Origin of the sequence: Streptomyces zaehneri (assembly GCF_032248645.1) — a bacterium.
GTDB classification, from domain to species: Bacteria; Actinomycetota; Actinomycetes; order Streptomycetales; family Streptomycetaceae; genus Streptomyces; species Streptomyces coriariae.
The window spans coordinates 366454-388707 of the sequence record NZ_JASTTJ010000002.1; the positions used below are offsets into that span (position 1 = coordinate 366454).

The window sequence follows — 22254 nt, forward strand, 5'->3', positions numbered from 1 at the left end:
CTCAGCGGGTGAGTCCCGCCCTCGCGCAGGCCGTCAGGAGCTCACGGGTGCAGATCTGGTCCGTCGTGTACAGGCCGCCCTTGACCAGGGTCCGCGCGATGTCACGGGCCGTCACCGGGCGCGGCTGGAGCAGGACGGCCGGGATGCGTTTCGTGGTGGGGCTGTCGACGGTCGTGGTGGCGCTGTCCCGGGGGTCCTCGCCCCGGCCGACGGCGACGGCCATGGCGGCGACCGCGGCGGCCTCCTTCGCGAACGGCTTGTAGACCGTCATGTACTGCTCGCCCTTGACGACGCGCCGCACCGCGTCGAGGTCGGCGTCCTGGCCGGTGACGGGCGGGAGGTCGGTGACGCCGGCCCTCTTGAGCGCGGTGACGACGCCCGCGGCGATGTTGTCGTTGGCCGCGAGGACGCCGTCGATCCGGTCCGGGCCGAGGGCCGCGATGGCGGCGGACATGTTGACGTGGGCGTTCTGGGTGCTCCAGTCCGCGGTGTCGTAGGACCGGGCGATCCGCACCGCGCCGGTGAGGACGGACAGCGCGCCCTTGCGGTACGACTCCGCGTTCGGGCTGGTCGGATCGCCGTTCATCATGACGACGTTGTCGCTCCCGGCCTTCTGCCCCGGTTTCAGCCCCAGGGCCTTCAGGAGCGCCTCGCCCTGGAGTCTGCCGACCATGAGGCCGTCGAAGCCGACGTAGCCGGTGATCGGGCCCTCGGCGAGGCGGTCGTAGGCGATCACCGGGACACCCGCCCGGTCCGCTTCCTGGATGGAGGAGCGCAGCGCACGGGTGTCGGCGGCGTCGAGGATGAGGACCCGGGCCCCCTTGGTGACCATGGAGATCATCTGCTGCCGCTGTCGGGTGACGTCGTTCTCGGCGTTGGCGTATTCCGTCCGGCAGCCGGGGCAGAACTTCTTCACCTGCGCCTCGATCAGCGGTCGGTCGGCGTGTTCCCAGCGCGGGACCGCGCGGCTCGGCAGCAGCAGGCCGACGGTGAAGCCCTCGCCGGCCGCCTTCTCGTCTCCTGCGCAGGCGGCCAGGGGCATCGTCAGGAGCGCCGCGGCGAGCACCGCGACGACGGCCCCGCGGCGCGTCCTCACGGCACTCCCTCCGGCACGGCGATCTCGCTCCACACCTGTTTGCCGCCGGCCACCGGGACCGACCCGAAGGCGTCGGACATCGCCTCGACCAGCAGCAGGCCCCGGCCGCCGGTCGCCTCCCAGTCGACGATCACCGGTTTGGCGGGCGCGCGCGGCGAGGAGTCGCTCACCGAGACGCGCACCCGGTCCCCGCGCAGCACCAGGTCGAGTCGGACCGGCCCCTGGGTGTGCACCAGGGCGTTGGTGACGAGTTCGGAGACGACCAGCAGCACCGCGTCGGCCGTCTCCTGGACCTTCCAGCGGCGCAGGGTGCGCGCGGTGAAGCGGCGGGCGTGCATGACGGCGTCCGGCAGCCGCCACACCATCCAGCCGGCCCGGATCGGCCGGGTCTTCATGCCGTCGTAGCGCAGCAGCAGCAGCGCCACGTCGTCCTCCCGGCGGCCGTCGTCGCCGAGGAGTTCGTCGGCCATCTTCCCCGGGTCGGCGGGGTCGGCCGCGGCGAGCGCGACGCGCGTGCGGCGCATGCCCTCGTCCAGGGGCAGGTCGGCGGCCTCGACCAGACCGTCGGTGACCAGGGCGAGGACCGTGCCGGGAGCCAGTTCGACGGCCGTCATGGGGAAGTCCGCCTCCGCCAGGACGCCGAGCGGGGGGCCGCCCGCCACCTCCACCTCCTCGGTGGAGCCGTCGGGAAGACGCAGCATGGGCGCGAGGTGCCCGGCCCGGACGAAGAGCGCGTTGCCCTCCTCCAGGTCCAGTTCGGCGTAGCAGCAGGTGGCGAAGAGGTCGGTCTCCATGCCGACGAGGAGCCGGTTGGCGTGCGAGACGACCACGTCGGGCGGGTGGCCCTCGATGGCGTAGGCGCGGACGGCCGTACGCATCTGGCCCATGATCGTCGCCGCTCCGGCGCTGTGGCCCTGGACGTCTCCGATGACCAGGGCCACCCGGTCCTCGGAGAGGGCGATGACGTCGTACCAGTCACCGCCCACCTGGAGCCCGCGTCTGGCGGGCAGATAGCGGGCGACGGCCGTCCCGCCGGGCAGTTCGGGCAGGCGCCGGGGCAGCAGGCTGCGCTGGAGCATCGTCGCCAGTTCCTGCTCGGCGTCGTGCGCGTGGGCGCGCTTGAGGGCCTGGCCGACCAGGGCGGCGGTGGCGGTGAGCAGGGACCGTTCCTCGGGGACGAACTCGTGCGGGCGGTCCCAGCCGACCAGGCACACCCCGGCGACCTGGCCCTTGGCGGGCAGCGGCAGCACGGCCAGTCCGCCGGCTCCGATGCCCGCGAGGCCGGCTTCGAGGGCGCTGCCGGCCGGCCAGAGGTCCATCCGGCCGTCCCGCAGGGCCGCCTGGAGGGTGGGCAGGGCGCGCAGCGGTGCGTCGGGCCATTCCGTGCGCCACTCGGTGCGCCACACGTCCGGCCAGGCGCCGGGCTGGGGCGGGTCGAGGGCGGTGACCAAGACCCGGTCGTCCTGGACCGCGGCGAGGGCCACGTGGTCGGCGGCCAGCGGCTCGCGCAGGGCGGCGACCACCACGCGGCCGACGTCGCGGACCGTCGCGGCGTCGTCGAGGGCGGCCGTCAGCCACTGGATCCGGGAGACGTCGTCGCCGCCGCGGCGCAGCACCGGGGTCGCCGTCACCACGCCCAGGACCTGTTGCGGCCCGTCGCCCGCGACCGACTCCGCCCGGCAGCTCAGGCTCAGCCAGCGCATCTCGCCGGTGGGGCCCCGGACCCGGAACTCCAGGTCCCGTCGGCCCAGGGCGTCGGTGGTCGGCTCCAGGACCGACATCAGGGCGTGCATGTCCTCCGGGAGGGCGTGCGCGAGGAGGGTGTCGACCTTGCCGTCGAAGTCGTCCGGTGAGATGCCGACCAGTTCGAGCAGGGTGTCGTCGGCCTCGATCAGGCCGGTGTCCGGGGAGAGGACGAAGGAGCCGACGCGCAGGCTGCGCAGGGCGGGGCCCAGCAGCGGTGTGGGGACCGGCGGGTCCGCGCCCGGCGGCAGGAGGGCGGCGACCGCGTCGGCGTAGCGCTCCAGGAAGCGGCGCTGCTCGACCTCGAAGCCGTCCGGGGAGGCCCCCAGGACGAGGAGGCAGCCCAGCCGGCTGCCCTGGATGCCGAGGGGCAGGGCACCGAGCGGGGTCTCGGCGGTCAGCCAGAGGGGGTGGTGGGTGCGGAAGGCACGCGCCGCGGGCGAGTCACCGGACAGCGGCAGGCGCTCCGGCGGCGCCGGTCCGGAAGAGGCGCTTCCGGACGTGTCCACCAGCTGAAGCTCGCGCGTGCCGACCTCGGGCGCGTAGACCGCCGCCAGTGTCGCTCCGGCGAAGGTCAGGGCCCGGTCGAGGCATGTCCGCAACGTACCTCCCATCCTGCCGCAGGTGCCGACAGGTTGAGATCGGGGCACCCACCCACCAGAATCGCATATGAGGATCAACCGAACATATCCACCGCTATCCACCCTATTGTCGTCTACGGCAGGTACCACCCATGAAGGCCTGCATCAGGGACACAGCAGCAGCGGTGACCGCGGTCTCCACCGCGGTCGTCCTGACGGCCTGCGGGGCGGACACCCGCGACGAACCCGGCCGGGACAGCCGGCCGCACATCGGTCTGCTGCTGCCGGACGTCACCACCCCGCGCTGGGAGACCCAGGACGGGCCCCTGCTGGAGAAGAAGATCGACGAACTGTGCCCCGACTGCGCGGTCGATCACGCCAACGCCAAGGGCGATGTGGCCCTCCAGCAGGAACAGATAGACTCGATGATCACCAAGGGGGTCGACGCCGTCGTGCTCGTGGCGGTCGACGCCCGCTCGCTCGGCCCGGCGGTCGCCAAGGCCCACGAGGCGGACATCCCCGTCATCTCCTACGACCGGCTGTCCGAGGGCCCCGTCTCGGGTTACGTCTCCTTCGACGGCAAGGAGGTCGGCAGGCTCCAGGGCCGGGCGCTGCTGAAGGCGATGGGCGACAAGGTGCCGGGCGCCGAGATCGTCATGATGAACGGCGACCCCAGCGACCCGAACACGAAGTCGTTCCAGGACGGCGCCCTGTCCGTGCTCGACGGAAAGGTGAAGATCGGCAAGGCCTACGACACCCTCCAGTGGCGCAGGGAGACCGCGCACATGAACATGTCCGGGGCGATCGCGGCCCTCGGCGTCGAGTCCATCGACGGGGTGTACGCGGCCAACGACGGCCTCGCGGCCGGGAGCATCTCCGCCCTCAAGGCGAACAAGGTCGACCCGCTGCCCCCGGTCACCGGGCAGGACGCCGAGCTCTCGGCCCTGCGGCGCATCGTCGGCGGCGAGCAGTACATGACCGTCTTCAAGCCGTTCGCGCCCGAGGCCGCGGCCGGCGGCGCCATGGCGGTCGCCGCGGCCCGCGGGGAGAGTCTCGGGCAGGTGGCCACGGCCGAGGTGCCGACGAGCGGCGGGGAAGCGGTCGCCGCCGTGCTGCTCACCCCGGTGTCGGTGACCGTCGACAACATCGAGGACACGGTGGTGAAGGACGGCCTGCACACCGTCCGGCAGATCTGCACGCCCCAGCTCCGGGACGCCTGCGACCGGGCGGGACTGACCTGACCCGCATCGAACGGACACCGTGCCGGCAGGGCACGCGTCGACCCGACGCCGCCGGAGCCGACGCCCTCGGGAAGGAGATGGTTTCCGTGCCGGAGATTCGCTCCGGGCGTTCCGCCGCCGTTCTCGGGGGCGACGCGCCCGGGGCCGTCACCGGCGCCGTACGCGTACGGGACGTGCCCCCGCGGGCGGCCGTGCGGGAGGCGAGGTGGTGACCCGCGTGCGGGCCGTCGCCCGTGCCGTGCGCAGCGGGCCGGCGGTCGTCCGGCGCAAGCTGAGCGCCGGGGAGCTGGGCTCGCTGCCCGTCGTCCTCGTCCTCGCCGTCGTCTGGATCACCTTCCAGTCCCTCAACGAGAACTTCCTCTCGCCCCGCAACCTGTCCAATCTCAGCGTGGACATCGTGGGCACGGGGATGATCGCGGTCGGCATCGTCTTCGTGCTGCTGCTCGGTGAACTCGATCTGTCCGTCGGCTCGATCAGCGGGCTCGCGGCGGCCGTCTTCGCCGTGCTGAACGTGAACAACGGGGTGCCGGAGTGGCTCGCGCTCATCGTCGCGGTGCTGGCGGGCACCGTGGCGGGAACCGTCCAGGGCTACTCCATCGCCAGAACCCGGGTGCCGGCCTTCGTGATCACTCTCGCCGGGCTGCTCACCTGGAACGGCCTGATGCTCTCCGTCCTCGGGGACAACGGCACCGTCAACCTCGACGAGAACGGGCTGGTCGCCAAGCTGACCAGCTACTACTTCACCGACGACGCCGTGGCCTACGGCCTGGCGGCGGTCGCCGCGGGCGCGGTCTTCCTCGTCTGCGACCGCGACCGGCGGCGTCGCAGGGCCATCGGTATGCCGCACCGGTCGGTGCACGCCATCGCGCTGCGCACCGCGGCGGTCGCCGTGGTCGCCTTCGGCGTCGCGTACCTGCTCAACCGGTTCCAGGGGCTGCCGCTCGCCCTGCTGATCTTCCTCGTGGTGGTGGCCGGTCTCGACGTGGTGCTGCGCCGCACCCGCCACGGACGGCAGGTCTACGCGCTCGGCGGCAGCATCGAGGCGGCCCGCCGAGCCAGCCTCAGCGTGACGTGGGTGCAGACCGCGGTGCTCGCGGCCTCGGGCACGATGGCCGCCGTCGGCGGCCTGTTCCTGGCCTCGCGCATCACCTCGGTGAGTCAGAGTTCGGGGTCGGGCGTGCTGCTGGTGAACGCCATCGCGGCTGCCGTCATCGGCGGCACCAGCCTGTTCGGCGGGCGCGGTACCACCTGGTCGGCGGTGCTCGGCATGCTGGTCATCCAGTCGATCGCCTCCGGCATGGCGATCACGGACACTCCCCCGGCCGTGCAGTTCGTCATCACGGGCGGGGTGCTCTTCGCCGCGGTGATCATCGACTCGCTGTCACGGCGTTCCCCGGCCACCCGCAGACGGGCGTGACGTGACTTCGACGAACCCGCTTACCGCGTCCCGCGTGCGCCGGCCTGGCGCGGCCGGCGCACGGACGGCGAGCTCGTCCTCGACGTCGACGACCCGCTCCTCGGCGAGCACGCCCGCCACCCCCTGACCGCGTCCGGGACGGCAAGGCCGCGTGCGTGCCGACGGACCGGGAGCCCGACCTGCCCCTGGCGGTGAGCTACCTGGGTTCGGTCCGCCTCGGCGGTACCGCCCCGGCCACCCTCGTGCCTGCAAGTCCGGGCCCGCGGTCCGGGCGCGGCCGGCCTCGCCGACGCCCTCTTCGGCGCCCGGCGCCCCCGTACCGCCCGTGCTGGTTCCGGCCGCGCACCGGCCGAACGTGGGCGACGTCTTAGGCGAATCTTGCACCACTTTTGAACACAGTGCCGCCGACGCGTCGTAGTGAGGGGTACCCGGCGCGTCACGCGCGAGGCGCTCCAGAGGCGATAGGTCGATCGTGCCGAAGAACTCACCCGCGGCTGAGGGACGAAGAAAGCTCCTCACCCGCAACTGGCCCGTGGCCAGACGGCTTCGGGCCGTGCTGCTGATCCCCGTGCTCGTCGCCCTCGTACTCGGAGGCGTACGGGTGAAACGCTCGGTCGACATCTGGCAGGCCGCGGACGACGCGGTCCGCGTGGCGGAACTGATCCAGGCGGCGAACAAATACGCGAGCGACGCGATCAACGAGCGCGATCTGTCGGTCATCCCCCTGCTGACGGGCGCCAGGACCTCCGACACGGTCGTACAGGCCCGGAAGATCACCGACGCGGACGCGCGGGTGTTCGACGCGGCGGTCGACCGGATGCCGAAGACCGGCGGCCTGGTCCGGCGCGTCCAGCTGGTCCGCGCCGGTGAGGCGCAACTGGCCGCCGTGCGGGCCAACGCGTTCACCTCCCGGATGTCCGGAGTACAGACCGAGGAGAGCTACCACACCGTCCAGCACCCCTTGATGGAGATCTCGAACGAGCTGGGCTTCGGCAGCAGCAGCCAGGCGAGCATCGGCCGGACGCTCTACGCCGTGTCCCTGACGCAGGCGGCCGAGTCCCTGATCCGGTCCATCGGGACACATCTGCTGGTGGAGGACCGCGACCGGCTGGCCCCCGGCGAACTGGCGTCCCAGCTGGCCTCGTTCCGCTCGTACGCCTACCTCGAACAGGTCGGGCTCCAGGAGTACGTGGGCGCGGGCACCACCGAGGACGTGACGAGGCTCCAGCAGGCGCTGGCCGCCGCCGAGGAACGCGGCAGACAGCAGACCGCCGCCGCGGCCGCACAGGCCGCGGCGGCGGGGCGGACGTTCGTCACCCCGCCCGCCATCGACGTGATGATCGCCGAGATCGCCGACGGGAAGCCGGCCGCGGAACTGGCCACGCGGGGCATCACACCCGAGTCGTTCTTCGCCGCGTCCACGCTGGGCTTCGACGCCTACCGGGGCATCCAGGTGAACCTCACCGACGCCGCGCTCACGAGCGCCCACGACCTCGCCGACGACGCGCGCCGGGACGCCGTCACCAACGCGGCGCTCGTGCTCGCCTCGCTGCTCGTGGCCTTTGTGCTCGCCTCCTGGGTGGCCCGCACGATGAGCACCGGGATGCGCCGCCTCAGCGCTTTCGCGATCGAGATCGCCGGTCAACGGCTGCCCGCTCTCGTCGACCAGATGTCCCGGCCCGACTCCGGCGAGGTGGACACCCGGGTCGTCCCGATCCCGATCCACACCACCGACGAGATCGGCGAGGTGGCCCGGGCCTTCGACCTCGTCCATCGCGAGGCCGTCCGCCTCGCCGCCGAACAGGCCCTGCTGCGGGGCAACATCAACGCGATCTTCACCAACCTCTCGCACCGGGGCCAGTCCCTGATCGAACGTCAACTGGCCCTCATCACCAGCCTGGAGGACAACGAGACCGACCCGGAGCAGCTGGAGAACCTCTTCCGGCTGGACCATCTCGCCACCCGGGTCCGCCGCAACGGCGAGAACCTCCTGGTACTGGGCGGCGAGCGGCCCGCCGAGCAGTGGGACCGGCCGCTGCCACTGGTCGACGTCGTCCGCGCGGCCTGCTCGGAGGTGGAGCAGTACGAGCGCATCCGGCTCTCCGGGCTGCCGGAGGCCCAGATCGACGGCCGGACCGTGCCCGACCTCGTGCATCTGCTCGCCGAACTGCTGGAGAACGCCACGGTGTTCTCCTCCCCGCACTCCGAGGTGCGGGTGACCGCCGTGCGGCTCCCCGACGGCCGGATCACGGTCGAGATCCACGACGAGGGCATCGGGCTGGCGGCGGACGACTTCGCGGTGATCAACCGCAAGCTGGCCGACCCGCCGACCGTCGACGTGGACATCTCCCAGCACATGGGGCTGTTCGTGGTCGGCAGGCTCGCCGAACGGCACGGCATCCGCGTCCAGTTGCGGCCCTCCGGCGAGAAGACCGGCACCACGTCCCTCGTCATGCTGCCCGGCACGGTCACCCAGCCCCTGCCGGGCGCCCTGCCCGACTCCGACACCCTGACGCTGGCCCTGCTCAAGAACGTCCCGCAGCCCGAGTACGCGGGCGCCGCGCACTCGCCCGGCGGCCAGGACTCCGGTGACGCCTTCACGGACTACGAGGCGTGGCAGGACGAGCCGGCCGGGCCGCGGCCCGCCGACGAGCCGCTCGCCGAGGAGTCGCCCGCCGAAAGGCCGACGCCGCCGGCCGGCGCCCGCCCGCGGCGACTCTCCCGGCGCGCGTCCCGGAGCAACCGCCGCCCGCGCACCGGCTGACGTCACCCGGCGGCGGGCTGCGGGCTGCGGGCGGGACACGCCGCCGGATGGCCCATCTCGCCTGTTCCGGGCTATCGGGTCATAACGTACACGATATGAAGAAATGCCATATCGCGTACCTGGCGTGCACAGCGGCGCTGCTCGGAACGGGGCTCGGCGCCGCTCCCCCGGTCGCCGCCCACACGGTCCACGTGGTCCACCCCGGCGAATCGATCCAGAAGGCGGTGGACGCCGCCCGGCCGGGCGACACCGTACTGCTGACCCACGGCACCTTTCACGAGAGCGTCGACGTGAGCACGCCCGGGCTCACCCTGCGCGGCATGGGCCGCGGCACGGTGCTCGAACCGCAGGCGGGCGCGAGCACCGGCACCGCCCCGAGCACCGGATCGGGCGCCGCCAAGACCGGAAAGGCCGTGAACAGCTGTGCCGCGGGCGGGAACGGCATCTGCGTCGTGGGCACGAAGGACCGGGGCGTCGACGGCGTCACCGTCGCCTCCCTGACGGTGACCGGCTTCGCCAAGACCGGTCTCTACGCCACGGAGGCCGACGGGCTGACCGTGCGGCGCGTCACCGCGGTGAAGAACGGCGTGTGGGGCATCGCCACGGAGCACTCGGTCCATGGCCTGTTCCGCGACAACACCGCCCGCGACAACGGCGACGCGGGCCTGTTCCTGGCCAACACGGTCAAGGAGGAGCAGGGCGCCACGGACACCGAGGGAACCGTGGTCGAGCACAACCGGCTGGAGGGCAACCGGATCGGTGTCACCGTCCGCCGGCTGCGCAACCTGACCCTCGCGGGCAACCACCTCACGGGCAACTGCGCGGGCGTGTTCGTCGTCGGCGACGAGAACAAGCCGAAGGCCGGCTTCGTGACGGTGCGCGACAACCGCATCGAGCGCAACAACAAGTCCTGCCCGAAGACCGCGCGGCTGGACGCCCTCCAGGGCACCGGCATCGTCCTGACCGGCGCCGAGGACAGCCTGGTCACCCACAACGTGATCAAGGACAACGTCGGCAAGTCCCCGCTGTCCGGCGGCATCGTCCTGTTCAAGAGTTTCGTGGGCACGACCAGCGACCGGAACCGGATCAGCGGCAACCTGCTGCGGGGCAACTCCCCGGACCTCGTGAACACGGACACCGGCAAGGGCAACGTCTTCGAAGGCAACTCCTGCCGCTCGTCGAAGCCCGCCGGCCTGTGCTGAATCCCGGTGACCCCATGAACTCCGAGAAGGAAGGCGGCACATGACGACCGCTCAGTCTGCCCCTCCGCCGTCGATGCGGCTGCGGGAACTCGCGTTCGGGGCGGCATGCGCCGCCGCCGTGCGCGCGGCCGCCCGGCTGGGCGTCGCCGACGCCCTCGGCGACAGCCCCATGGCCGTGGAGGACCTCGCGGCCGCGGTGAAGACCGAACCGCGCCCGCTGCGACGGCTGCTGCGGGCCCTGTCCTGCTACGGCGTCTTCGCCGAGGGGCCGGACGGGACCTTCGCCCACACCGACGTCTCCCGGCTGCTGCGCGAGGACGACCCCCACAGTCTGCGCGCCATCACGCTGTGGTGCACCGAGCCGTGGACCTGGGACGCCTGGCCGATGCTGGACGAGGCGGTGCGCACCGGCCGCAACGTGGTGGAGGACCTGTACGGCAAGGAGTTCTTCCCCTACCTCAACGAGGACGCACCGGAGTCGGCCGACGTCTTCAACCGCGCCATGACGACCTCCAGCGTGCAGTCGGCGCGGGACGTCGCGGAGTTCCTCGACCTGACGGGGAGCTCGTCGGTCGCCGACATCGGCGGTGGCCAGGGGCACGTGGTGGCGAGCCTGCTGGACAAGTACCCGTCGATGCACGGGGCGCTGCTCGACCTCCCCCGGGTGGTGGAGAACGCGGTGCCGCGTCTGCTCGCGGGCGGCGACCTCGCCGGCCGTGCGCGCGTGGTGCCCGGCGACGTCCGCGAGGCCGTTCCGGTGAAGGCCGACGTCTACGTCATCAAGAACATCCTGGAGTGGGACGACGAGAGCACGGCCCGCGCGCTGCGCAACGTCCGTGAGGCGGGCGGCCCCGGGACCCGGGTCGTGGTCATCGAGAACCTCGTCGACGACTCGCCCTCGATGCGGTTCAGCACCGCGATGGACCTGCTGCTGCTCCTGAACGTCGGCGGGGCGAAGCACACCACCCGGAGCATGGTGGACCGGCTGACCGAAGCGGGGCTCGTCATCGACGACATCAGCCCGGTCAACCCCTACCTGCACGCGTTCGACTGCCACGTCCCCGGCTGATCCGACCGCGAAGAGACACACACAGACCACCGGTCGCCGGGCCCGCAGCGTCGCGGGCCCGGCGACCGGTGATGTTCGGCGGGGGTCAGCCGGCCGGCTCGCGCTCCCAGAGGTAGAAGCGCTGCGCCATGGCGTCCTGCGGGGAACGCCAGGTCTCGGGGTCGTACGCGCTGACGTACGCGGCCAGCCGCTCGCTGACGCCCCGGAACTCGGGATGTCCGGTGATCTTGGCGATGGCGGGCCCGGGGTCGCGCTCGGACTCGATCAGGTGCATGTACACGTCGCCGAACTGGAACAGGCTGCGCCGGTTCACGCCGACGAGCCGCGGCAGCTCTCCCCGGTCGGACTCCTCGAACACCTTGGCGATGTCGGGTGCCGATCCCGGGGCCATCCGGGCGACGATCAGAGCTTGGTGCATGGTGCTGTTCTCCGTCCGGCTCAGTCGGTCAGACCGGGAGTGGCACCGCGCTCGGCGGCGGTCTTCTCGATGCGGTCCCGGATCAGGCCCAGCTGGACCTTGGAGTTCCGGTTGATGTTGTCGGTCATCCACTCGTCGTCGACCGGCGCTTCGGGCTTCATCGCGAAGTCCTGCGTCCAGACCATCCGCGTACCGGCCGGCACCTCCTCGTACCGCCAGTGGATGTCCATGTGGGCGAAGGGCCCCGTCTCGACCCGGCGGGCCTTGACGGTGAGCGTGTCGCGGTCCGGCTCGCGCTCCGAGACCCAGCTCCACACGGTGCCGTTCTCGTCCGGGTGCATGGTCAGCCGGAACGTCGTCCTGCGTCCCTCCCGGGAGAGGATCTCGACGGAGGCGTACTCGCTGAACAGGCGCGGCCAGTTCTCCAGGTCGTTGGTCACCTCCCAGACCAGGTCGAGAGGCGCCGCGATGGTGATCTCGTTCTGCGTGTGTCCGGTCATCTCACGCTCCTGTCATGAGGGCACTGTTGACGAGGTCGAGGAACTGCCGGGGTGACTTGGAGCGTTCGGCGTCGGGAGGCATCGGCGTGCCGTACCGGTTCTCCAGTTCGCCCACGATCCCCAGCAGGCCGAGCGAGTCGACGCCCAGGCGGTCGAAGCCGGCGTCGTCGCGGCGGAGTTCCTCCGGGGCGACGGTGACGCCGGCGGACTTCTTCATGAGTTCGGCCAGCTCTTCCACAGTGATGCGGTCGGTCATGGCATTCCCTTCCTCTGCTGCTCCGCGGCGCCTCGCTACGAGGCGTCGGTGGCGCCGTGCCGCAGCACCAGCGCCGAGTTCGACCCCATGAGTCCCCGGCTCAGGACCAGCGCCGTGCGTACCTCGGCGGTACGGGCCCGGCCGGTCACGAGGTCGAGGTCGTGGCAGATGTCGAAGACGTTGGGGGTGGGTGGGATCAGGCCGTGCTCCATCGCGAGCACCGCCGCCGCGACGTCCATCAGCGGCGCCGCGCAGTAGCCCCGGCCGATGCCGGTCTTCGGCGCGGTGACGGGCACGCGGGTGCCGTGCGCCCCGAGTGCGTCGGCGATCGCCAGGGCCTCGGCGCGGTCCGCCTCCGGTACACCGAGGGCGTCGGCGAAGACCACGTCGATCTCCTCGGGCGCGCAGTCGGCCTCCTCAAGGGCTTGCCGGACGGCCTGGGCGAGCCCCTCCCGGGACTCCTCCCAGCGGGAGGCCCCGGTGAAGGTCGCCGCGTGTCCGGCCAGATGGGCCCGAACCCGCACGCCCCGTGCCCGGGCCGCGGCGTCCGCCTCCACCACGAGCATGGCCCCGCCCTCGGCCGGCACGAACCCGCAGGCCGCGGAGGTGAAGGGGCGGTAGGCGCGGGTCGGGTCGTCGACCGTGCTGAGTTCGTCGTAGCCGAGTTGGCAGACCACCGAGTAGGGCGCGATCGGCGCCTCGGTGGCCCCGGCCACGATCACATCGGTGCCGCGGCGCACCGCCCGCGCCGCGTGGGCGAGGGCGTCGAGGCCGCCGGCCTCGTCGGCGGCGACGACCGAGCAGGGGCCCTTGAAGCCGCGGCGGATGGAGATCTGGCCGGTGCTGGCGGCGTAGAACCAGGCGATGGACTGGTACGGGCCGACGAAGCGACTGCCCTTGCCCCACAACTGCTGGAGCTCGCGCTGTCCGAACTCGCCGCCGCCGGAACCGGCCGCGGTGACCACGCCCACGGAGAAGGGCGCGGCGTCGGTCTCCGGCCGGCCGAGCTGGGCGTCGTCCAGCGCGAAGTCGGCCGCGGCCATCGCGAAGTGCGTGAACCGGTCGGTCTGGACCAGGAAGCGCTCCTCGATCGCGGCCGACGGGTCGAAGTCGCGGACCTGGCCCGCCACCCGCAGCGGCAGATCCTCGCAGCCCTCGCGGTCGACCCGGTCCAGGACGCTGATGCCCTCCCTGGTGGCCTTCCAGAAGGTCTCGGTACTGGCTCCGTTGGGCGCGATCACACCGATTCCCGTGACGGCCGCGCGCCGCGGCAGGGGTTCGCTCATCGTGTCTTCTCCCTCGGCCGGTTCATGACCACCGCGGACTGGAAGCCGCCGAACCCGCTGCCCACCGAGAGCACGCTGGCGAGCTTGCGCTCCCGGGCCACGCGCGGGACGTAGTCCAGGTCGCACTCGGGGTCGGGCGTCTCGTAGTTCGCGGTCGGCGGTACGACCTGGTGGGCCAGGGCCAGCACACAGGCGACGAGTTCGATCGCCCCGATCGCGCCGAGGGAGTGGCCCACCATCGACTTGATGGAGCTCATGGGCGTGTCGTAGGCGTGGGTGCCCAGGACCCGCTTCACCGCGGCGGTCTCGTGGCGGTCGTTCTGCTTGGTGCCCGAGCCGTGCGCGTTGACGTAGTCGATCGCGGTGGCGTCGAGCCGGGCGTGGTCGAGGGCTTCCTCGATGGCCCGGGCCATCTCCAGGCCGTCGCTGGTCAGGCCGGTCATGTGGTAGGCGTTGCCGAACGTGGCGTACCCGCCGAGCTCGCAGTAGACGTGCGCGCCGCGGGCCCGGGCGTGCTCGAGCTCCTCCAGGACGAGTACGGCGCCGCCCTCGCCCATGACGAACCCGTCACGGTCGGCGTCGAAGGGACGCGAGGCGTGGGCCGGGTCGTCGTTGTTCGAGGAGGTGGCCTTGATCGCGTCGAAGCACGCCATGGTGATCGGCGAGATCGGCGAGTCAGAGGCACCGGCTATGCATATGTCGGCCCGGCCCTCCTCCACGGTGTGGAAGGCGTACCCGACCGCGTCGAGCCCGGAGGTGCAGCCCGTGGAGACGGTCTGCACCGGACCGCGGGCCCCGAACCGCTCCGCCACCGTCGAGGCGAGCGTGCTGGGCGTGAACGCGCGGTGCAGGTGCGGGGCCGCCTCCCGGTGGTCCACGTCCCAGCGCTGCCCGCCGTGGCTGACCGCGACGTAGTCGTTCTCCAGCCGGGTGGTGCCGCCGACCGCGGTGCCCAGGGAGACACCGACCCGCCAGGGGTTCTCGGCGGCGAGGTCGATACCCGCGTCGCGTACCGCCTCGTCCCCGGCGACCAGGGCGAACTGGATGTAGCGGTCGCACCGCTCGACGTCCGTCGCGTCCAGGCCGTGGGCCGCCGGGTCGAAGTCGCACTCTGCGGCGATCCGCGACCGCAGACCGGTCGGGTCGAAGAACGTGATGGCCCGCGTCGCCGTGCGCCCGTCCGCCAGGAGGTTCCAGAAGGCCGGGACGCCTATGCCGCCCGGGGCGACGATGCCTATGCCGGTGACCGCCACTCGTCTCGTCATGAGCGCACCTGACGTCGCTCGCCCGACTCCGCCCCGACCACGGCGGGCTCGGCTTCGGTCTCCTCGGTGTCGACGTGGCCGAGCGGCGGGCTCGGGGCCAGCGGGCCGAGGTGGAAGACCATACGGGCCTCCACCTTGCCGACGTTGCGGAAGCGGTGGCGCACGTTGAGGGGGATCAGGAGCCCCTGCTCGGGCTGGAGCGGGTGCGGCTCACCGTCCAGGTCCACTTCCAGCTGTCCGCACACGACGTACACGAACTCCTCGGAGTACGGGTGGTAGTGCTCACCGATGCGGTCGCCGGGCTGGATGAGGGCCAGACCCATGAAGCCGCTGGTGGCGCCCACCGTGGCCGGGGTGAGCATGGCGCGCAGGTCGCCGCCTCGCCGGGTGTTGGGCTCGACCTCGCTGAGGTCCATGATTCTGTGACGAGAAGTGATCACGACTTCCTCCGATGATGTGGTGCACCGACGTGGCGGGGGCGGGGCACCGCCCCCGCCACGTGATGACGAATCAGGCGTCGGGCGACCGGCGGTCGGTGACGAGATCCATGCGCGCCAGTTCGAGGAAGCGCGCGAGACGGCCGTCCTTCGACTTGGACGCGCCGGCGGCGTCGTCCTGGAGCGTCGTCAGCTCGGCCACCTGTCCGGGGTCGGACAGACCCAGGGCCTGTACCGGGTCGGCGGCCTCGAGTCCGCCGCGCACGTCGATCAGCCGTACGACGACGTCGTCGCGCTGGAAGATCGTGCTGCGCAGGACCGGGCTGCTCGGGTCGTCCGCCGCCGCCTCGTCCTGCCGGGCGAGCAGCTCGGCCAGCTTCATGCCGCGGTCCGGCCGGGCCGGGTAGTACAGGGCGTACCGCTCGGCCTGCGGGTTCTGCCGCTCCTCCGCCGTCACGTGGTGGACGGCCGGCAGCGCGGCGCGGGTGAAGAAGACCCGGGCGGACTCGGGGTCGTTGAGGTCCCGGTCCTGCTCCAGATGGGGGTTGATGGCCTCCTCGACGGCCCGCACCTCGGGCTGCCGGGAGACGTGGCGCAGCGCGGAGAGCAGGTCGCCCCGCACCTCGATGGCCCGCACCACCCGGTTGCCGTGCATGAACAGCGAGGTGCGGCACAGCCGGGTGGTGTCGTCGACCTGCGGCTCGGGTGAGGCGTAGTCGGCGAGGATCTTGGCGACGATCTCCTCGCTGCCCGGCTTGACGGTGAAGGTGAGCGCGTGCCGGATCACGCCGTCGCCGATCCTGGGCGACGTCTGGAGCCTGCGCTTCGCCTGGTCGGCGGCCGCCGCCGGGCCGCCGGTCTCGCGGACGACGTGGAAGCGCAGCGAGCGGGTGTCGCGCACGCAGCTGTGCAGCGGCTCCACCATCGCCACGTGCTCCTCGCTGTTGACCCAGGCGAGGAACGGCGGGGCGCTCTCCCACTCGCTGGTGATGAGCCACTGCGAGGGGTTCTCGATGGACTGGCACAGCTGGTCGCTGACGTGCCCGGGGACGGACGCGACCTGGTTGCAGAGCTGCTCGTACGCCTCGAGGAACTGCTGCTGGGCCCCGTCGTAGACGTCGACCAGAAGCACGACGCGGAGCCGGGAGCCGTCGAACACGGACTGCGAGACACGTTGTGACGCCTGTCGCGCCCGCGAACCTGCCACACGTTCGGAGGTGGTGGTCATCCTGCGCACATCTCCTTCACGGAGGGGATAAGTGAACGTCGGCCGCGGTGATGCGACGTCAGCGTGCCTCGATCCTGTGCCCGTCCCCGCGAGCGCGCGACTCGGATGAACTACGTGGGTGACTGGACGGCCGGCCGTCAGACGAGATGAGCGAAGACGACCAGGTTGTCGGTGTAGTCCTTGACCCGCCGGTCGTAGGCCCCCGCGCAGGTGATGAGCCGCACCTGCGCCGCGGAGGTGTCGCCGTACACCCGTTCGTCGGGGAAGTCGGCCTTGTCGAAGGTCTCCACGCTGTCGACCCGGAAGGACGGCTTGCTGCCGTCGGCCCGCAGGACCTGGAAGCCGTCGCCCTTCGCCAGTGCGCTGAGGCCCACGAAGACGGCCGGGGAGGTCTTGGTGTCGACGTGTCCGGCGATGATCGCGGTGCCCGCCTCGCCGGGTGAGGCTCCCTTCGCGTGCCAGCCGACGAGGTTGACGTCGTTCGCCGGAGGCGGCTCCAGCTGGCCGGTGGGGCCGATGGCGAGGTCGACGAAGGGGGCGTCGACCCCGATCTTCGGGATGAACAGCCGCACGGGCCGGGAGCGCGGCAGATGCTTGCCCACCGGGTCCCCGATGGGCGCTTCACCGGCGGCCGGGGTCGGCGCCTGAGGTGCGCGGGCGGCGGGGACCGAGCCGGCGGCGGGCGGGGCGTGCGGCGCGCTCGCGGTGCGGTTGCCGCCGCCGAACAGGTTCAGCGCCAGGAGCACCGCGACCGCGGCGCAGACCATCATCACGCCGGCGCGGGAAGTTCCCTCTTCGGTGGGCGCCGGCTCGGTGCCGGAGGGTTTGGCGGGGGCGGAGGGAGAGGGGGAGGAAGAGGGGGGAACTGCCATCGGGGACCACCTCATTCGGGCACGGCAGCGGGGCGGACAGAGCACGGGGCGCGAGCCGGGCCGCCACGCGGGGGGAACCGGTGGCGGCCGCGGCTTCGCTATCGCGTCCGGCATGGGTCAGGCCACGCTTCCGGCCGTCTTCTTGCGGCGCAGGGCGTAGAGGCCGGTGCCGGCGACGGCGAGGACGCCGAGTCCGGCCGCGGTGGCCGAGGGGGTGGCGAGGGCGCCGCCTCCGGTGTGCACGCCGCCGCTGGGCTTGTCGTGCTCCTTGCTCCAGCCGCCGGACTCCTCTTCCTTGCCGCCGTTCCAGGAGTCCTTGCCGTGCTCACCGCCGTTCTCGGTGTCCTTGTCCTTGTAGGTCTCGGGGTCGTACTTGGGGTCCTTGGCCGCGCCGCTGTCGTTCACCGAGGCGAGGGCGCCGCCGCCGGTGTGCATGCCGCCGTGCGGGGAGTCGTGCTCCTCCTTGCCGTGCTCCTTGCCGTGCTCCTTGCCGTGTTCCTTGCTGTACGAGGAGTCGTCCTCCTTGTCGTGCTCCTTGCCGTACGAGGAGCTGTCCTCCTTGCTGTAGGACGAGTCGTCGTGGTCCGTGTCACCGGCGGCGTAGGCGCCGGGGGCGCCGATGGCGAGGGCGGCCGAAGCCGCCGCGGTGGCCAGGATCATGCGAGCTGAACGCATCTGATGGTCCTTCCGTCACGACCGGGCAGCCGACACCTCGTCAGCTCGGGTGACCCGGACGGGACGTGATCTACCGTCAGCCGCCCTTCGCCACGGCACCACTCGGGGCGTTCACACGGGTGAAGCCCGCGGGGTCAGGCGAGCCCCAGCCCCGCCTTCAGAACCTGTCGCAGCGTCGCCTCCGCGTCCGCGTCCGGACCGGGCGACCGCCATACGACGAACCCGTCGGGCCGCACGAGTACGGCGCCCCCACGTGCCGTGCCGTGGCGCTCCGCCCAGTCGGCGTCGCCCTCCGGCACCAGGTCCGCGTCGGCTCCCGTGCCCACCCGGTACGACCTGAGCGGGAGGACCAGCTCCTCGGCGAGGCGGGTGGCGGCCTCGTGCCATCCGCTCGGCTCAGCGGCGTCGCTGAGCAGGACCAGGGTCCGCTCGTAGAGGTCGAGGGTCGAGATCCGTTCGTTCCCGCGGCGGACCCACAGGTGAGGTGCCCTGCTGCCGGGTCCGCCGGTCAGGTCGAGGCTCTCCGGCACGACCGGGACCGTGGGGTCGGCGCCGACGACGGCGCCCTGCGGGTAGCGGTAGCCAAGGGCCACGTTGAGGATGCCTCGCTGGGGACCGCCGCCGCCTGCCGCGGGCGGCGCGGCGAACCCGGGGTGGCTGTGCTCGGCCGACCGGGCGGCGGCCCGGGCGCTGGTGGCCTCGGCCACGGGCCGGCGCTCGGCGTCGTAGGTGTCCAGCAGCGCCTCCCCCGCCCAGCCGTCGACGACCGCGGCCAGCTTCCAGGCGAGGTTGTGCGCGTCCTGGATGCCGGTGTTGGAGCCGAAGGCCCCGGTGGGGGACATCTCGTGGGCCGAGTCGCCGGCCAGGAACACCCGTCCCGACCGGTAGCTGCGGGCGACCCGCTGGGCGGCGTGCCAGGGCGCCTTGCCGGTGATCTCCACGTCGAGGTCGGCGACCCCGACCGCCCGGCGGATGTGGTCGGCACAGCGCTCGTCGGTGAACTCCTCCAAGGTCTCGCCGTGTTCGGGGTGCCAGGGGGCGTGGAAGACCCAGTTCTCGCGGTTGTCCACCGGCAGCAGGGCGCCGTCGGCCTCCGGGCTGGTCAGGTAGCAGACGATGAACTGGCGGTCGCCCACGACGTCGGCGAGGCGGCGGGAGCGGAAGGTGAGGCTGACGTTGTGGAACAGGTCGCCGGGCCCGCTCTGACCGATGCCGAGCTGCTCCCGGACAGGGCTGCGGGGGCCGTCGGCGGCGACGAGGTAGTCCGCCCGGATGGTGGTGTGCTCACCCGTCTCACGGCTCTTGACCACCGCGGTGACGCCGGTGGCGTCGCTGTCGAACGACATCATCTCGGTGTGGAAGCGCAGGTCGCCGCCGTGCCGTTCGGCGTGGTCGAGCAGGACCGGCTCGAGGTCGTTCTGACTGCACAGGCACCAGGAGCTGGGGCTGAAGCGGGCCAGGCCGCCGCCCGGGTCGATGTCCCGGAACAACCACTCGCCCGCGTCGCCGACCAGGGTGGGCGCCTGCAGGATGCCGTGGTTCTCGGCCAGGGTGGCGGCGGCCTCCTGGATCGCCTGCTCGACACCCGCCACCCGGAACAGCTCCATCGTGCGGACGTTGTTGCCGCGGCCGCGGGGATGGATGGAGGTGCCGGCGTGGCGCTCCACCAGTACGTGCGGTACTCCCAGCCGTCCCAGGAACAACGAGGTCGCCAGGCCGACCAGGGAGCCGCCGACGATGAGGACCGGGACCTTGATGGTGTGGGGGCCGGTCTCTTCGGCTCGTTCTTTCGTCACTCTCGCCTCCAGCGCGTCGATTCCGCCGACCCGGCCGGATACGGCGGAGATCCTCATGCATGCCCCGTGGAGGTGACGGCGGCTCAGGCTTCACCCGCCTGCGTCGCCGCGCCGGACGGGCCGGTGGAGGTGCCTCGTGAACCGTCGGACCCCGCACACCGCCGGGTGTACGGGGAACGGTTCCGATCGACCGGGGTCTCGGCCGGCGTCTCGACCGACTGCCGGCCCGGGTCTCGGACGGGCTCTCAGCCGCCGAGGTAGAAGCGGACGGTCGTGCCCTCGTCGGAGGTGTGCACGCGGACCAGGTCGGCCACGTAGTGGACCAGCATCAGACCGCGGCCGCCGATCTGACCGCGCGCGGGCGGTCTGCGGCCGGCGAGCGGATCGGACAGCCGGCCCGCGTCCCGGACCTCGCACACGACCTGACCCGCCAGGGCCCAGACGGCGAGCGTTCCCCGTCCGCCGCCGTGCACCACGCTGTTGGTGGTCAGTTCCGCCACCGCCAGCTCGGTGTCCTCCAGCCGCTGCCCGGCGAGGCCCAGCCGTTCCGCCTGTTCGACCGCGAAGGCGCGCGCCGCGTACAGCTCGGCGGCGCCGAACGAGAACACGGCGGCGTCCGGCGCGGGCACCAGCACCTCGTTGTAGCGAGCCAGGACGGAACGCCAGTCGTAGGCGTCGCTGACGCCCTCCTTGTCGCGGGTCACGATCGTCGGGTGGGTGATCCGCGCGTCGGCCAGGACCTCCTCGTCCAGGCGTGCCTCGTCGTACGGGCACAGGATGGTCACCGGACGGCCCTCGAAGGCCGCGTTGATCAGTGCCTCGTGCTGCGCGCAGGCCGGGTACTCCACCGCGCTGCGGCCCGCCCAGACCGGCTCGCCGATGATCCGTACCCGCCCCCGCTGATGGGAGTCGGCGAACGCGCGCAGCACCGCGGGAATGATCCGGCCCGGGTTGCGGCCCGCCACCGTCATGTCCAGCAGACGAACGGCCCGGGCGTCCGCGCCCAGTCCGGCCCTGATCAGCTCCAGGTTGGGTCCCGGCACCGCCACCGCCACCGGTTCGCCGAGGTCCAGGCCCTCCTGTACGAAGGACACGGTCCGGTCCACGTACTCCTGGTCGGTGCGGTAGAACAGCGCGGGGTGCTCGAACGCCTCGTGGGTCGCCACCGTGTTCATCGCGGCGCCACCTCGATCCTGCCGAGGCCGGGCCAGAACAGGCTCAGCACGCGCGGCACCTGCGGTGGCGGATGCTCGACCACCACCCTGCCGACGGACAGGCCCAGTGCCGTGACGGCGAGCGCCGCGACCCCCGCCACGTCGACGAACGCCACTTCCGACAGCTCCACATAGGACACGTCGGCGTGCTGCCGGGCCAGGCCCGCCAACGCCTCTTCCCACGGCGAGCGAGTGATCTCGCTGATCTCGCCCCGGGCCCGGATACCGGGCCGACCCGACAGGGGGCCCACCTCCAGCACGGCCGCGCCGTGCCCCGGCCCGAGTCCGCGGTCTCCGTGTGAGACGTCCACCACCCGCGGTCTCCTTCGCTGTCCGCCGCTCAACGGCACCAGCCTAACGCGGCCCCTTCGGCCGTTGGTGCGCCACTCGAACAGAGGCGTCGGCAAGGCGGCCGGGGAATTCCCGGAGCGGGACATAACCTGGCCCGCACCGCACGAGGAGGCGGCTGCGGATTGACGGTCGAACCCATGGTGACGTGATGTGTTGGAGTGCGACGGCCGACCTGGTGGCGGGCGCCGGTGTGGCGGCCGTCGGGGTGGCCTGCGTGACACGGGTGCGCGACCGCCGGCACCTTCCCCTTGCCGCGCTGCCGCTGCTGCTCGGGGCTCACCAGATCGTGGAGGCGGTGGTCTGGGACTCGGGCGGGGGCGGCGGGCCGGCCACCGTCGCCTGGGCCGTGATCGCGCTGCCGCTGCTGGCGGTGTGGGTGCCGGCGGCCGTGCGGTGCGCCGCCCCGCCCGCCGCCCGGAGCAGGCTGACGCTTCTCCTCGCGCTCGGCGTCGCGACCGCCGCGGGGCTCGCGGCCGCTGTCGCCACCGGGCCGGTGACGGCCGAGATCCGCGGCCACACGGTCGGGTACTCGGTCCACCTCTCGCACCCGGCCGTGCTCGTCACGGGTTATCTCCTGGCCACCGTCGGCTCGCTGCTGCTGTCCGGTGACCGGCGGCTGCTGGTCCTGGGGGTACTGGTCGGCGTGGGCGCTGCGGCCTGCTTCGCGCTGTGGCGGCTGGAGTTCGTCTCGACCTGGTGCGCGTTCGCGGCGCTGTGGTCGGTGCTGCTGTTCGACTGGGTACGCCGCCGACCGGACTCCGCCCGGCTGCCGCCGAACCGGACGCGGGACTCCGGCGCCACCCGGTGAGCGGGCCCCGGCCGCCGGCCCTCATGCGTCGAGGC

The 22254-nt window shown here is 72.4% G+C and carries 21 protein-coding genes and 1 pseudogene; 8 read left to right on the top strand and 14 right to left on the bottom strand.

The window, feature by feature from the left end; genetic code table 11:
* Position 1: 1 nt before the first annotated feature.
* Positions 2-1096: a substrate-binding domain-containing protein gene (locus QQM72_RS04425; RefSeq protein WP_314219442.1), complete on the bottom strand. Its 1095-nt coding sequence runs from the start codon at positions 1094-1096 to the stop codon at positions 2-4.
* Entirely contained in the window at positions 1093-3441 is a 2349-nt protein-coding gene (locus QQM72_RS04430; RefSeq protein ID WP_314219443.1) for a SpoIIE family protein phosphatase, read from the bottom strand. Before QQM72_RS04430 ends, QQM72_RS04425 begins: the two co-directional genes overlap by 4 nt.
* Before the next feature lie 131 nt (positions 3442-3572).
* Here QQM72_RS04430 and QQM72_RS04435 point away from each other — a divergent pair, with 131 nt between their 5' ends.
* The 7 genes and pseudogenes from QQM72_RS04435 to QQM72_RS04465 all read left to right on the top strand — a co-directional run bounded on the left by QQM72_RS04435 (position 3573) and on the right by QQM72_RS04465 (position 11113).
* The gene (locus tag QQM72_RS04435; protein WP_314219444.1) at positions 3573-4661 is read left to right on the top strand and encodes a sugar ABC transporter substrate-binding protein; all 1089 of its coding nucleotides are present in this window, start codon (positions 3573-3575) and stop codon (positions 4659-4661) included.
* A gap of 86 nt (positions 4662-4747) precedes the next feature.
* Positions 4748-4873 carry a hypothetical protein gene (locus tag QQM72_RS04440; protein ID WP_314219445.1) on the top strand — a complete coding sequence of 42 codons (126 nt, stop codon included), beginning with the start codon at positions 4748-4750 and terminating at the stop codon, positions 4871-4873.
* A complete protein-coding gene (locus QQM72_RS04445) occupies positions 4867-6078 on the top strand; it encodes a sugar ABC transporter permease (RefSeq protein ID WP_314219446.1) in 1212 nt (403 codons plus the stop codon). Before QQM72_RS04440 ends, QQM72_RS04445 begins: the two co-directional genes overlap by 7 nt.
* Before the next feature lie 27 nt (positions 6079-6105).
* A pseudogene (locus QQM72_RS04450) lies at positions 6106-6471 on the top strand (sterol carrier protein domain-containing protein); the annotation flags it as partial.
* Between the two features lie 139 nt (positions 6472-6610).
* Positions 6611-8842, top strand: a complete 2232-nt coding sequence (locus tag QQM72_RS04455; protein ID WP_314219447.1) for a sensor histidine kinase — start codon at positions 6611-6613, stop codon at positions 8840-8842.
* Positions 8843-8937: 95 nt separating this feature from the next.
* Complete coding sequence (locus QQM72_RS04460; RefSeq protein ID WP_314219448.1) at positions 8938-10044, top strand: right-handed parallel beta-helix repeat-containing protein; 1107 nt, start codon at positions 8938-8940, stop codon at positions 10042-10044.
* Between the two features lie 40 nt (positions 10045-10084).
* Positions 10085-11113: a methyltransferase gene (locus tag QQM72_RS04465; protein ID WP_314219449.1), complete on the top strand. Its 1029-nt coding sequence runs from the start codon at positions 10085-10087 to the stop codon at positions 11111-11113.
* Positions 11114-11198: 85 nt separating this feature from the next.
* Here the strand turns inward: QQM72_RS04465 and QQM72_RS04470 are convergent, their stop codons facing one another.
* From QQM72_RS04470 to QQM72_RS04525, 12 genes are all read right to left on the bottom strand, one after another.
* The gene (locus tag QQM72_RS04470) at positions 11199-11531 is read right to left on the bottom strand and encodes a TcmI family type II polyketide cyclase (RefSeq protein ID WP_314219450.1); all 333 of its coding nucleotides are present in this window, start codon (positions 11529-11531) and stop codon (positions 11199-11201) included.
* A gap of 20 nt (positions 11532-11551) precedes the next feature.
* Positions 11552-12031, bottom strand: a complete 480-nt coding sequence (locus QQM72_RS04475; protein WP_054240494.1) for an SRPBCC family protein — start codon at positions 12029-12031, stop codon at positions 11552-11554.
* 1 nt (position 12032) lies between these two features.
* Positions 12033-12287, bottom strand: coding sequence for an acyl carrier protein (locus QQM72_RS04480; RefSeq protein ID WP_307161976.1), 255 nt, complete (start codon positions 12285-12287; stop codon positions 12033-12035).
* A 35-nt stretch (positions 12288-12322) separates the two neighbouring features.
* A complete protein-coding gene (locus tag QQM72_RS04485) occupies positions 12323-13573 on the bottom strand; it encodes a ketosynthase chain-length factor (RefSeq protein ID WP_314219451.1) in 1251 nt (416 codons plus the stop codon).
* Positions 13570-14838, bottom strand: a complete 1269-nt coding sequence (locus QQM72_RS04490) for a beta-ketoacyl-[acyl-carrier-protein] synthase family protein (RefSeq protein ID WP_314219452.1) — start codon at positions 14836-14838, stop codon at positions 13570-13572. The genes QQM72_RS04485 and QQM72_RS04490 overlap by 4 nt, the downstream gene beginning before the upstream one ends.
* Entirely contained in the window at positions 14835-15254 is a 420-nt protein-coding gene (locus QQM72_RS04495; RefSeq protein ID WP_314219453.1) for a cupin domain-containing protein, read from the bottom strand. The genes QQM72_RS04490 and QQM72_RS04495 overlap by 4 nt, the downstream gene beginning before the upstream one ends.
* A 94-nt stretch (positions 15255-15348) precedes the next feature.
* Positions 15349-16503: a SchA/CurD-like domain-containing protein gene (locus QQM72_RS04500; RefSeq protein ID WP_314219454.1), complete on the bottom strand. Its 1155-nt coding sequence runs from the start codon at positions 16501-16503 to the stop codon at positions 15349-15351.
* 137 nt (positions 16504-16640) lie between these two features.
* A complete protein-coding gene (locus tag QQM72_RS04505; RefSeq protein ID WP_399075932.1) occupies positions 16641-17375 on the bottom strand; it encodes a class F sortase in 735 nt (244 codons plus the stop codon).
* A 117-nt stretch (positions 17376-17492) separates the two neighbouring features.
* Positions 17493-18050 (bottom strand): hypothetical protein, encoded by a 558-nt coding sequence (locus QQM72_RS04510; protein WP_314219455.1) that lies wholly within the window; start codon positions 18048-18050, stop codon positions 17493-17495.
* A gap of 134 nt (positions 18051-18184) precedes the next feature.
* On the bottom strand, positions 18185-19903 hold the full coding sequence (locus QQM72_RS04515) for an FAD-dependent oxidoreductase (RefSeq protein WP_314219456.1): 1719 nt from the start codon (positions 19901-19903) through the stop codon (positions 18185-18187).
* Between the two features lie 188 nt (positions 19904-20091).
* A complete protein-coding gene (locus tag QQM72_RS04520; protein ID WP_314219457.1) occupies positions 20092-21021 on the bottom strand; it encodes an anti-sigma factor RsbA family regulatory protein in 930 nt (309 codons plus the stop codon).
* A complete protein-coding gene (locus QQM72_RS04525; RefSeq protein ID WP_314219458.1) occupies positions 21018-21374 on the bottom strand; it encodes an STAS domain-containing protein in 357 nt (118 codons plus the stop codon). Before QQM72_RS04525 ends, QQM72_RS04520 begins: the two co-directional genes overlap by 4 nt.
* A gap of 185 nt (positions 21375-21559) precedes the next feature.
* Between QQM72_RS04525 and QQM72_RS04530 the strand changes: the two genes are divergently transcribed.
* Positions 21560-22219 carry a DUF6629 family protein gene (locus QQM72_RS04530; protein WP_314219459.1) on the top strand — a complete coding sequence of 220 codons (660 nt, stop codon included), beginning with the start codon at positions 21560-21562 and terminating at the stop codon, positions 22217-22219.
* Positions 22220-22254 lie beyond the last annotated feature (35 nt).